This is a genomic window from Winogradskya humida (assembly GCF_016862215.1).
Classification (GTDB): Bacteria; Actinomycetota; Actinomycetes; order Mycobacteriales; family Micromonosporaceae; genus Actinoplanes; species Actinoplanes humidus.
Genome location: NZ_BOMN01000031.1, coordinates 37,333 through 49,698, shown reverse-complemented (window position 1 = coordinate 49,698; position 12,366 = coordinate 37,333). Strand labels below are relative to the sequence as shown.

At 67.9% G+C, this 12,366-nt stretch carries 8 protein-coding genes; 5 read left to right on the top strand and 3 right to left on the bottom strand.

The genetic code is table 11. The features are described from left to right. Positions 1-107 precede the first annotated feature (107 nt). The 5 genes from Ahu01nite_RS13470 to Ahu01nite_RS13450 all read left to right on the top strand — a co-directional run bounded on the left by Ahu01nite_RS13470 (position 108) and on the right by Ahu01nite_RS13450 (position 8,577). Positions 108-3,110 (top strand): DEAD/DEAH box helicase, encoded by a 3,003-nt coding sequence (locus Ahu01nite_RS13470; RefSeq protein WP_203836831.1) that lies wholly within the window; start codon positions 108-110, stop codon positions 3,108-3,110. Between the two features lie 36 nt (positions 3,111-3,146). Beyond that, positions 3,147-4,010 (top strand): SWIM zinc finger family protein, encoded by an 864-nt coding sequence (locus tag Ahu01nite_RS13465; RefSeq protein WP_203836830.1) that lies wholly within the window; start codon positions 3,147-3,149, stop codon positions 4,008-4,010. A gap of 155 nt (positions 4,011-4,165) precedes the next feature. Then, a complete protein-coding gene (locus Ahu01nite_RS13460; protein ID WP_203836829.1) occupies positions 4,166-5,770 on the top strand; it encodes a beta-1,3-glucanase family protein in 1,605 nt (534 codons plus the stop codon). A gap of 1,056 nt (positions 5,771-6,826) precedes the next feature. After that, entirely contained in the window at positions 6,827-7,774 is a 948-nt protein-coding gene (locus Ahu01nite_RS13455; protein ID WP_203836908.1) for an aldo/keto reductase, read from the top strand. A 2-nt stretch (positions 7,775-7,776) separates the two neighbouring features. Then, positions 7,777-8,577 carry an inositol monophosphatase family protein gene (locus Ahu01nite_RS13450; protein WP_203836828.1) on the top strand — a complete coding sequence of 267 codons (801 nt, stop codon included), beginning with the start codon at positions 7,777-7,779 and terminating at the stop codon, positions 8,575-8,577. Between the two features lie 109 nt (positions 8,578-8,686). On the opposite strand, the gene Ahu01nite_RS13445 is transcribed toward Ahu01nite_RS13450, so the two are convergent. The 3 genes from Ahu01nite_RS13445 to Ahu01nite_RS13435 form a co-directional block, all read right to left on the bottom strand. Further along, positions 8,687-10,171: a COG1361 family protein gene (locus Ahu01nite_RS13445; RefSeq protein WP_203836827.1), complete on the bottom strand. Its 1,485-nt coding sequence runs from the start codon at positions 10,169-10,171 to the stop codon at positions 8,687-8,689. Positions 10,172-10,248: 77 nt separating this feature from the next. Next, entirely contained in the window at positions 10,249-11,100 is an 852-nt protein-coding gene (locus Ahu01nite_RS13440) for a menaquinone biosynthetic enzyme MqnA/MqnD family protein (protein WP_203836826.1), read from the bottom strand. Further along, positions 11,097-12,326, bottom strand: a complete 1,230-nt coding sequence (locus Ahu01nite_RS13435; RefSeq protein ID WP_203836825.1) for an MFS transporter — start codon at positions 12,324-12,326, stop codon at positions 11,097-11,099. The genes Ahu01nite_RS13440 and Ahu01nite_RS13435 overlap by 4 nt, the downstream gene beginning before the upstream one ends. Positions 12,327-12,366 lie beyond the last annotated feature (40 nt).

Below are 12,366 nucleotides of genomic sequence, written 5' to 3'. Positions count from 1 at the left end.
CTGAAGACTACGTCCGATCCGGTCGGCGAGTCAGCGGCGAGGGTCACTGACCGCCGTAGCCGCACCGGGTCGTTAATCTCGACGGGGCGGATGGGATCGGAGTCGCAGTGCTGGTCGTGCAGGGTGGGTGGACGGCGGGGCAGCTGGTCCTCTGGGCGGAGGACCCTGACCTCCCCCGGGGCACGTCCGCGCGGGCAAAGCGGCGCCCGCATCCCTTCGCGGTGTCGGCGGACGGGCTGGCAGCGGCACTCACCGACGCCGTTCCGCATGACGCCGATCACGATCTGCTGACGCTCCAGCTCCCGGGCACCGGTTCCGGGCCCTTGCCGTCTCCCGAAACCGGACTCGAGGCCGCGAAACGGGGCGTGAAGCTCGGCCTCTGGGACACACCGGTCCTACTGATCCCGGGCGACCAGGCACTTCCCGCGCTGGCGGCCCTCGCCGAGCCCGCTGACCCCGACGGCCCCTGGACGCCGGGCGCATCCCTGCGATACCTCTCGCTGCTCGCCGGGTGGGGCTTCGACCTGGCCCGTCGCGGCCGGATGCTGCCACAGCTCGTCATCGAGGCCGGGGTGCCGACCGGCCGCTGGCGCCCGGTGCTGACCGGGCCGGACGGCGCCGCGTTCCGGGACTTCGCCGTCGCGATGCCCCCGGTGTGCCGGGCGGCCGGCGGGACGGCGGCGGTGACCCTGCGGGGGGCGCTCGACGCCGTGACCGACTCCGCAGCACGGCAACTTCTTCCCGAACGGCTACTTCTGGGCGTACGCCCCGGGCCGAAAGCGGACTTCGGCGACCGCTGGGTCTCCTCGCTGACCGCCGCCGACCCCACCCTGCCGGGCGCACGGCCGGCCGACATCGCCGAGCTGACCAGGCCGCTCGAAGCCTGGCTACGGGCCGCGCACGAGGCGAACGCGCCGATCCGGGTCAGCTTCCGCCTGGTCGAGCCGGAGGAGGGCGAGGACGAGTGGGGACTCGATTTCGCCCTGCAGTCCGCCGAGGATCCCAGCCTCTACCTGCCCGCCGACGACCTGTGGACCGGCGAGCGCATGCCGGGGCTGACCGCTCGCGCCGACGAGACGCTGCTGGCCGGGCTCGGCCGCGCCGTGCGTCTCTTCCCCGCGATGCACGCCGCCCTGCTCGAGGCCCAGCCCAGCGCGATGGAGCTGAGCACCGCCGAGGCGCACGAATTCCTGCGTCAGGCGGCGCCGTTGCTTCAGGCCGCGGGCTTCGGGGTCCAGCTGCCGACCTGGGCCGGGCGCAAAGCCGTCGGGCTGAAGCTGACGACCCGAAGCAAGAGCACCACGCCGTCCGGCAAGGCCGCCGCCAGCTCCGGGTTCGGCCTCGACGAGCTGGTCTCGTTCCGCATCGACCTGGTGATCGGCGAGAGCACGGTCACCCCCGAGGAGCTGGCCGAGCTGGCGCGGCTCAAGGTGCCGCTGGTCCGGGTGCGGGGGCAGTGGGTCGAGCTGGACGACCGGCAGCTCGAGGCGGCGCTCAAGGCGGTGTCCCGGCGGCGCGAGGGCGAGCTGACCGCCGGTGAAGTGCTGCAGCAGGTGGTTGACGGGGGCGAGGAGGACCTCCCGCTCGTCGAGGTGGACGCGGAGGGGCTGCTCGGTGACCTGCTCTCCGGTGACGCTGAGCAACGGCTGGCGCCCCTGGCCACGCCCAGCGGCTTCCGGGGGGTGCTCCGGCCGTACCAGGAAAGGGGTCTGTCCTGGCTGCACTTCCTCACGCAGCTGGGGCTCGGCGGGGTGCTCGCCGACGACATGGGCCTCGGCAAAACCGCGCAGACCCTGTCACTGCTGCTCACCGAGCGCGACAACGGCGGCAAGCCGGGCCCGACGCTGCTCATCTGCCCGATGTCGCTGGTCAGCAACTGGCAGAAGGAAGCCGCACGTTTCGCGCCCTCGCTGCGGGTCGAGGTGCATCACGGCGGCACCCGCAAGCGGGACGCGGAGTTCCGGGAGCTGCTGGAACAGTCCGATGTGGTTGTCACGACCTACGGCACCGCGCTTCGCGATCTGGGCACTCTCCGCGAGGTCCAATGGGGACGCGTCGTCTGCGACGAGGCACAGGCGATCAAGAACAGCGGGACCCGCCAGGCCCAGGCGGTCCGGTCCATCCCGGCGCGGACCAGGCTCGCTCTGACGGGTACGCCCGTCGAGAACCACCTCGCCGAACTGTGGTCCATCATGGAGTTCGCCAACCCGGGCCTGCTCGGCTCCGCGAAACGGTTCCGGAAAAGATTCCAGGAGCCCATTGAGGTACGCGGTGACGCCGACGCGACCGCAGCACTCAAGCGAGCGACGGGCCCGTTCGTGTTACGCCGCCTCAAAACCGACAAGTCGATCATCTCGGATCTGCCGGAGAAGAACGAGATGAAGGCGTGGTGCCGGCTGACCGCGGAGCAGGCCACGCTCTACCAGGCGGTGGTCGAGGACATGCTCTCGGTGATCGAGGGCAGCGAGGGTATCCAGCGGCGCGGCAACGTGATCGCCGCGATGACCAAGCTCAAACAGGTCTGCAACCACCCCGCACACCTGCTCAAGGACGGCTCCCGGCTGCCGGGGCGCTCGGGCAAGCTCGACCGGCTCGAGGAGCTGGCGCAGGAGATCATCGAGGACGGCGACAAGGCGCTGATCTTCACGCAGTATTCGGAGTTCGGCTCGATGCTCCAGCCGTACCTGGCCGCGCAGCTCGACCGGCCGGTGCTGTGGCTGCACGGCGGGCTCTCGAAGGCCAGGCGCGACGAGCTGGTCGACCGGTTCCAGAACGATCCCGAGCCGATGCTGTTCCTCCTGTCGCTGAAAGCCGCGGGTACGGGTCTCAACCTGACCGCCGCCAACCACGTCATCCACTACGACCGCTGGTGGAACCCCGCCGTCGAGGACCAGGCCACCGACCGCGCGTTCCGGATCGGGCAGTCGCGCAACGTCCAGGTCCGCAAGTTCATCTGCACCGGCACCCTGGAGGAGAAGATCGACGCCATGATCGAGCGCAAGAAGGCGCTCGCCTCCTCCGTGGTCGGCACGGGCGAGGACTGGGTCTCCGAGCTCAACACCGACCAGCTCCGCGAACTGTTCTCCCTCGACACCGCGGCGGTGCGCTGATGCCGGCCTCCTTCGACACCGCGGCGGTGCGCTGACATGCCGGTCGACCCCGGCGGACGCTGGTTCGAGGGTGGCAGCGGCCCGATCCGCATCGACGGCGGCATCGCCGTGCGGGCCCAGCGCGGCAAGATCGGCTCCCAGTGGTGGTCGCGGCGCTTCGTCGACCTGCTCGAGAGCATCTGCCAGCCGGGACGGCTCGGGCGCGGGCGGGCGTACGCGCGCAAGGGCCAGGTCATCGACTTCGAGCTGACCCCGGGCCAGGTGTTCGGGCGGGTCCAGGGTTCGCGGCCGGACCCGTACGAGGTCACCATCACGATCCCCGCCTTCGACGACGACCAGTGGGCCCAGCTCCTCGAAGCCCTCGGCGCACAGGCGTTGTTCCGCGCGGCGTTGCTGGCCGGCGACATGCCCCACGAGATCGTCGACGTGTTCGACGCCCACGGCATGCCGTTGTTCCCGCCCGACCTCGGTATGCACTGCAACTGCCCCGACTGGGGCGTGCCGTGCAAGCACGCGTCGGCGGTGTTCTACGTGCTGGCCGAGGCGTTCGACGACGATCCGTTCCTGGTCCTGGCCTGGCGGGGCCGCGACCGCGACGGCGTCCTGACAGCGCTACGCGGCCTGCCCGAGCCCGAGGACGTGGTGGACCCGCTCGCGGTCGACGACGAGCCCCTGGAGTCACGGCTCACCGACTTCTACTCCCCGGCGTTGTCGCTGGGCCGGCTGCGCGAGCGTCCATCACGGACCACGACTCCCCCGGAGCTGCTGCTGCGGGTCCTCGACGCGCCGCCAATCCGGGTCCGCGCGATTCCCCTGGTCGACGTCCTGCGCCCCGCCTACCGCGACCTGGCTGGTGGCGGCTCTGCCGCACCCGACCCCACTGCACCCGACCCCGCCTGACCCGAGTCTCGGCTCGTCCGACCCCGCCCTGCCCGGTCTCGCCTGACCCGGTCCGCCTAGACATCAGTTCTTGTCTATTGACACGGAGTCTTAACAGTTCGATCCTGTGAGAGCGCTCTCCCCCTTGCGCGCACCCTCATCCCCGAGGAGTCTCCGTGCGTACAAAAAGAAGGCTCTTGGAGGCCATCGCCGCCCTCGCGATGACCATCCCAGCAGCCGTCACCGCCCTCTCATCCCCCGCCCAGGCGATCGGCCCCGCCCTCCTGCCGGTCACCGTCACCAACAACACCGGCCGCGGCGACGCCGTCTACGTGTACGTCATCGGCATCAACCTGAACACCGGCCGGCTCGGGTACGTCAACCAGGGCGGCACCTTCACCCCCTGGCCGGCCGGATCAAACCCCCCGGTACCCGCACCGGACGTGGCAATCGGCGGACCCGGCAACGGAGGCACCACCACAGTCCAGTTCCCGCGCGGCTTCTCTGGACGCGTCTACTTCTCCCTCGGCGAGAAACTCAAGTTCTTCCTCACCCCGGACGGGCTCGTACAACCCGCCCCATGGGCGAGCGGAGACGCGAACTACAACATCCTGTTCGACTGGAGCGAGTTCACCTACAACGACTCCGGACTGTGGCTCAACAGCTCACAGGTCGACATGTTCGCGGTACCGCACGCCGTCACGGTCACCGGCTCCAGCGGAGTCACCACCAAAACCGGTGAACTGCTCAACAACGGGCGAACCAACGTCATCAACGCGATCAAGGCACAGTCCGGATGGGCGAACACCGTCTACACCCGCTCGGACGGGACGGTTCTGCGGGCACTCGCACCCGGAAAAGCCGCCGGGGCGGGACTGCTCAGCGCCAACTACCTTGACTCGTACATCACGTCGGCGTGGAACGCGTACACCAGCAAAGTCCTGACTGTCGTGCCGTTCGGCGACCAGCCCAACACGAAATACTTCGGGCGTACCTCAGGGAACGTCATGAACTTCACCAACTCCGCCGGCCAGCAGGTCGCCTCGTTCAACAAGCCGTCGTCCGCATCGGTCTGGGGCTGCGACGGCGACCTCCCCGCCCCCAACGACCAGGTCGTGGGACCGATCTCGCGCACCCTCTGCGCCGCACTCAACCGCGGCACCCTCGGCACCATCGACACCCAGCCGAGCACCAACGCCGCGCAGTTCTACCAGAACAACCCCACCAACCAGTACGCCAAAATCATCCACCAGAACATGGCCGACGGTAAGGCCTACGCCTTCGCCTTCGACGACGTCGCCAACTTCGAATCCCTGGTCCACGACGGCGACCCCCGCTCCGCCGGCCTCATCCTCACCCCGTTCGGCGCAGGCGGCCCCACCACCCCGCCCCCCAGCAGCAGCGGCGTCCCGGTCATCAACGACTGGAACGGCAAATGCGTCGACGTCCCCAACGGCAGCTTCGTCGACAGCGCGCCGTTGCAGATGTGGACTTGCAACGCGTCCGCCGCGCAGAAGTGGAACTTCAGTGGCGGGACTCTTCAGGCCGGCGGCAAGTGCATGGATGTTGCGGCTGGGTCTGTTGCTAGTGGGGCGGCTGTTCAGCTCTACACGTGCAATGGCACTGGGGCTCAGCAGTTCGTCCTTTCTTCGGCTGGTGATCTGGTCAACGTTGCTGCTAACAAGTGCGTTGATATCAAGGACTGGAATGCTGCTGATGGGGCTCGGTTGCAGTTGTGGGACTGTGCTGGGACTACCAATCAGAAGTGGCATAAAGGCTGATTTTTTCTTACTGTTGGACGGGTGAGGGCCGGGGTGGCCAAGACAGGCTTTAAGGGCGTTTTTATGCCTGTCTTGGCCACCCCGGCCCTCACCCTTGCGTGCGAGTGGTTTCTGCTTTGACTTTGGTTGCTGGGAGCTGGGTGCACGGCTTGGCTCTGCGCCCACCTCGGGCATTGTGGGCTGGCTGCCGCGCTTTTGGTCGCGCCATCACGGCGGGTGCAGCAGGCCAGGCTGAGTGGTGGGTCTCGCGACGCACCTCGCCGCTTCAGGTAAGGCTTCAGGCGCACCCGCCATGGCCACAACAACGCCGTTGACTAAACCCCGGGGCCACTCGCTGTGGGTTACTTGGGTCCGTGCCTTCAGGAGCTTGTGGCCAACTCGCCGTGGACCGGCCCACGCCTCCATGGCGAAGCCGTGCTCACCACGAAGCCCCACCGCTCAGGGGCCACACACACCCACCCCGTCCCGCAAACACCCAGGTCCCGCATCAACCGCCAGCACTACCGACGACGGTGAACCAAAGGCGATAGACAAAGGCCGCAAAACCGCAGCAAGCACGCAAAGCTACCAACCAAGAGCACAGAACCACGGCGAGCACACGCAAAGCCACCACCAAAAGCGCAGGACCATGGCGAGCACACGCAAAGGCTGTCAACGGAGAGCGCAGGACCATGGCGAGCACACGCGAGGCTGTCAACGGAGATGTACGAACCCTGGCGGACACGTGCAGAGCTGGTCGGCGGAATGCGTGACCGGCGAGGTGCGTCGCGGGACCGACCGCCCAGGTCGGCCTGCTGGCAGCGACGCAGCGACATCGACCACAGCGCGGCAGCCAGACCACAAAGCCCAAGGTGGATACGGGGCTGAGCCATGCAGCGAGAGCTCAGTGACCAAAATCCGAGAGTAAGAGGCGAAGCGGCAAGGGTGCGGGCCTGGGTGGCCAAGACAGGCATAAAAAAGCCCTCAAAGCCTGTCTTGGCCACCCAGGCCCGCACCCGTCCACCGCAACAATCTCCCACCCCGCAACCACGTCATAAGCTCAAAGACATGAGCGAAATGACCCACCGCCGCCTAGGCGCATCCGGCCTGGTAGTCAGCACAGTCGGCCTAGGCTGCAACAACTTCGGCCGCAAGCTGGACCTGGACGGCACGCAGGAGGTGGTGGACGCGGCACTGGACGCAGGCATCACGCTGTTCGACACCGCTGACATCTACGGCACCCCTCACGGCGGGTCGGAGGAGTTGCTGGGGCAGGCGTTGAAGGGGCGGCGGGACCAGGTGGTGCTGGCGACGAAGTTCGGGATGGATATGGGGGGCATGAACGGGGCGGATCGGGGGGCTCGGGGGGCTCGGAGTTACATCGTGCGGGCGGTGGAGGCTTCGTTGCGGCGTTTGGAGACGGATTACATCGACTTGTATCAGATTCATCAGCCGGATGAGGCGACCCCGATTGATGAGACGTTGGGGGCGCTTGACGATCTGGTGCGGGCGGGGAAGGTTCGGTATTTGGGGAATTCGAACTTTGCGGGGTGGCAGATCGCGGATGCCGATTGGACGGCGCGCGGTGATGGGCGGACTCCGTTTGTGAGTGCGCAGAATCAGTACAGTTTGTTGAACCGGCAGGTGGAGGATGAGGTCGTTCCTGCTTGTGAGCGGTTCGGGTTGGGGTTGCTGCCGTTCTTTCCGCTCGACAGTGGACTGTTGAGTGGGAAGTATCGGCGGGGACAGCGGCCGGCGGCGGGGACGCGGCTGGCGACCGAGCGGCATCAGCGTTGGTGGGATGGTGCTGACTGGGACAGGATTGAGGCGCTCACCGAGTTCGGGCGGGAGCGGGGTCATTCGCTGCTGGATGTTGCGATTGCGGGGCTTGCTGCTCAGCCTGCTGTCAGCAGTGTCATTGCTGGGGCGACGTCCGCTTCGCAGGTGCAGCAGAATGCCGCGGCGGGTGCTTGGCAGTTGACCGCGGATGATGTTGCGGAGCTGTCCCGGGTTCTGGACGCATAGCGTTGGGCTCGGATCGGGAGCTTGTTGTTGCCGCGGCGGCTGCGGGGGCCGCGGTTGTGCGGGCACGGTACGGCACCGAGATGGGCCGGGTCTCGAAGGCGGCGGGGGACTTTGCGACCGCCGCTGATCTGGAGGCCGAGCGGGTCATTGTCGACATGATTCGGGGTGCGCGGCCGGGTGATGGTGTTGTCGGTGAGGAGGGCGGGCGCCAGGGCGGCGATCGCGGTAATGGCAGGGAATGGCTTGTCGATCCGTTGTGCGGCACGCTGAATTACGCCGCCCGGACGATGCTGGTCGGGGTCAATGTCGCGCTGCGGGTGAGTGGGCGGACCACGGTGGCGGCCTGCGCCGATCCGTTCAGCTCCGAGATTTTCTGGACCGACCAGACCCATGCCTGGGTACGCCGTGACGACCGCGACGAGCCTCTCACGCCGTCCCCGGCCTCGAATCTCGTGGACGTCAACCTGGATCCGCCGTTCCCGAACGATCCCGCGTTCCGCGCCGTTTCGCTGCTCGCCGATCGCCGCTTCGTGCGACAGTTCCGGCCCCGGGTGGTCTCCTCGACGCTCGCGGTGGCCTGGGTCGCGGCGGGCCGGCGGGCCGCTTACGTAACCGACGGGCACCTACGCGACAGCGTGCATTTCGCCGCGGGCATCGCGCTGTGCGAAGCGGCCGGCTGCGTGGTCACCGACATCTTCGGCGAACCGTTCCACGCCAGCTCCCGCGGTGGCTTGTTGGCGGCTGCCGATGCTGAGACGCATGCGGCGCTTTTGACGTTGATTCTCACCACTCACGCAGAATGAAGGGCCCGGAGATCCGTCCTGGAGCGCTAGCTCCTTGGATCTCCGGGCCCGGCCTCGGCGGGAGCGACGGTCTGCACCCCCCACCGAGCTACGACATCTGCATTTTTCTTTAAGCGACAGTCACGATTCGCCGCCGGCGGGCGACATAAAAGAGCACCCCACCTGCGAGGAGAAGTGCGGCACCGCCGCCGAGAACGAAGCCGGTCGGGGCGCCGGTGACGGGGAGGCCGCCGCCCTCGCCGCCGGTGGAGAGCTTGACCTCAATGGCCGCGGTGTTGTTGGAGGCCTTGGTGTCCTGCGGGCCGGGCTCGATCGTGATGGAGCCCGGCTTGCTGGTTCCTTCGACAGTTCCGGAGAAGCTGAAGAATTGCTGCTCGCCCTTGTGGAGGCTTTCGAACACGAGGCAGAGATAGACGTGGTCAGCCATTTTTTCGCAGCTGGGGTCGATCTCGGTCGGGTCGATGCCGGCGGGGAGTTTGATCTCGGCGGTGGAGAGCCAGCCCTGCATGATGCTCGCGGTTGCCGCGGGGCCGTCATTGCGGATGCCGACCTTGATCGTGCGCTTGTCGCCGATGCCGCCGGTGAAGGTGGCGCCGAGGGCGACGCTGTCCGCCGGGTTCCTGCCGACGGTGATGAGGAACGAGGCGGCGTTGTCCCACTCGTTCAGCTCGTTCTCGTCGATGTCGTTGTTGCCTGCCAGGGCGCGGGCCTGGGCGAGCGGCTCAAGCTTGAGCTTGGTGCCGGCCGAGGTGGATTCGGCTGCCTTGGCCGCCGAGTCGAGTCCCAGCTCGTCGAGGTCGTTCAAGGCCAGGGCGAAGGCGCCCACTCCGTAGAGGCCGGGGCCGGGGGCGTCGGCGGCGACCTTGACCTTCATCGGTGTCTTGTCGGACAGCGTGAAGATCTGGTCACCCTCGATGGGCTGGTCGAAGAGGCAGACCGTCCCTTCGAGTTCGTCGACCTGCTCGCAGTTGGTGTACTTCGCCGGGAACGAGATGAAGTCGGCGCCGACCAGGACCACGCCGACGCCTTCCGCGGTCTTGTTACCGGTGTTGCGGATCACGATCGGGACGTCGGCGCTCTTGCCGGGCGCCAGCTTCATGTCCTTGATCGGGTTCAGCTCGAGGTCGATGCCGGTGCGGGTCGAGATGATCTGCACCTTGGCCGCGGCCGCCAGCGTGCCGGTCGAGTCCTTCGCCACGATCGTCAGCGTCTCGCCGAGCTTCGGCAGGTCGGCGGTCGGGCTGACGGTGAAGCTGAACTTCACCGCGGTGCCGTTCGCGTCGAGGTCACCGATCGGGCAGACGTTGCCGGTGCAGTCCTTCGGGGTGCTGAGGCCGATGCTCGCCGGGACCTGGTCGCCGAAGGAGACGGTGACGTCCTTCGCCTTCTCCTCGCCGATGTAGACGAGGTCAGCCTCGATCGTCTTCGACTTACCGTCGACCGCGACGACCCGCTCGGGGACATTGATGAACATGCCGCCCGGGTCCGCCGGGATCGGGTCGTCGGCGTACGCGGGCAGGCCTGCCCCGGCGGTCGCCAGGGTGGTTAGGACGAGGGGCAGCGCGAACCGACCCAACAACGTGTGCAGACGCATGATCACCGGTTTCGATCAGGTGAGAGGTCCGCAGAGAGTAGGGGACGGGTCCGTATCGGCGCTACCCCGTTCCGGCCCTATACCTGGGCGAAAAGCGGGCCGTCGTCGGGGAGAGCAGGCGCTTCGCCCCGTTCCGCGGCACGGCGGGCGAATTCTCGCAGGCCGGCGATCTGCCGCTCGCCCAGCGAGAAGTCGAGGGCGCGGAAATACGTGGCGAGGGTCTCCGCGTCGAAGGGCTCCCAGCGGGCGGCCGCCTCGGCGACGTTGTCCAGCTCGTTGAGGCAGAGGTCGCGGGAACGCTGGAAGGCCTCGTGCACGTCCTTGACCACGCCGGGGTTGGCCGCGGCGAAGTCCTTGCGCACGGCCCAGACCGCGAAGACCATCGGCAGGCCGGTCCACTCACGCCAGGCCTCGGCGAGGTCGGTGACCTCCAGCCCCATTCCGGGCGCTTCGTAGAGGGCGCGCAGGGCAACGTCGCCGATCAGCACGGCGGCGTCGGCTTCGAGCAGCATCTGGTTGAGGTCCGGCGGGCAGCGGAAATACTCCGGCTCGGCCTTGAACCGCTCGCTGAGCAGCATCTGGGCCAGCAGCACGCCGGTGCGCGACGTGGCACCGAGGGCGACCGGGCGACCGTCGAGCTCGTCCAGCGGGCGGGTCGAGACGATGTTGACAGAGAGCACCTTGCCGTCGCTGCCGACCGCCAGATCGGGCAGGAGCAGCAGCTCGTCGGCGTGCCGCAGGTATTCGACCAGGGAGATCGGCCCGATGTCGAGGTCACCGGCGACCAGCAGCGCGTTCAGCCGGTCCGGGGTGTCCTTGTAGAGATCGACGTCGAGCAGCGCACCCGAGCGCATGAGGCCCCAGTAGATCGGGAGACAGTTGAGAAACTGGATGTGCCCGACCCGCGGTCGTTGTACTGCGTCACTCATAACCCGACGCTATCCCCGGCCGGTTGCGAGACACCTTGCTCCATCGGTCGCAAGCGAGGTATCTCACGTTCGGCCCGGCGAACCGGCACTACGCAAGCAATGACGGCGGCCAATCCGGCTAAGCCCGCGGCGGCCACCAGCGGCCGCGGCGCGAAGAGCTCCAACAACGGCCCACCCACCACAAATCCAATCATTCCGCCTGTCTGGGTCGCCGAGCTGATAGCCGCCCAGGCCCGCCCGCGCACCGCTTCCGGGATCCGCTCGGCCACGACGACAGCCGTATAAACGTTGAGCCCGCCGTTGAAGGCGCCCCCCACCAGCCACAACGGCACCATCAACCAGGCGTTGGGTACGCCGGCCGCGGCCACCACCGCAAGACAGCACCCGCCCATGAGGACGAGCGTCATCCGCACATCGCCCCGCTTGGCGAGCCGCCCGAACACCAGGCTGCCCACCACGACACCCGCCGCCCAGGAGCCGCTGACCAGACCGAACGTCGTCGTCGAGGCGTGCAGGGTGTCCCGGATGAAGAAGACCTCGATCACGTTGATCGCGCCGACCCCCGCAACGGTCGCGGCCACGGCGAGCGTCATGACAGCGACGAGCCGGTCGTCACGCAAGCGCCATCGCGCGCCTGCGGTCCGCGGTGCGGCCTTCCCTCTCCGGGTACGCAGAAAGAGCCCGGCCGCCACCAACGACAGATAACTAGCCGCATCGATGAGCAGCGGAACCCGCACACCGAACCTGCCCACGAGCACCCCGGCGAGCGCCGGCGCGATCAGCACCCCGAGGCTGAACGCGGTCTGATTGATACCCCCGGCCCGCCCGACATCCTCGCGCCGCACCATCGCGGGCAGCAACGCGGCAAGGGTCGGCTGCGTGACCGCGAGCCCGCAGGAGAGCAGCGCCACCAGCGCGATGATCAGGATCGGCGTCCCGACAAAGGCGAGCACGGTGCAAACCGCCGCCTGAGCCACCCCCGCGACGACCAGCACGGTACGGCTGTCAACCCGATCGGCGATCCGCCCCGCCACCGGCGCGAGCAACGCAATCGGCGCGATCGCCGCCAGCATGAGCCCGGAGACGACCAGCCCACCGGCCCCGGCCTGCTGCAACGCGAGCGCCAACGCGGTCGCGGCAAGGAAATCACCGCAGACCGTGATCCCCCGCGCGGCAGCCGCGACGTAGACATCACCCCACCGCGAAGGCTCAGATGTGAAGGACATACTTCGAAGTTATTCCTTCACATCTACGTACGCAAGAGGT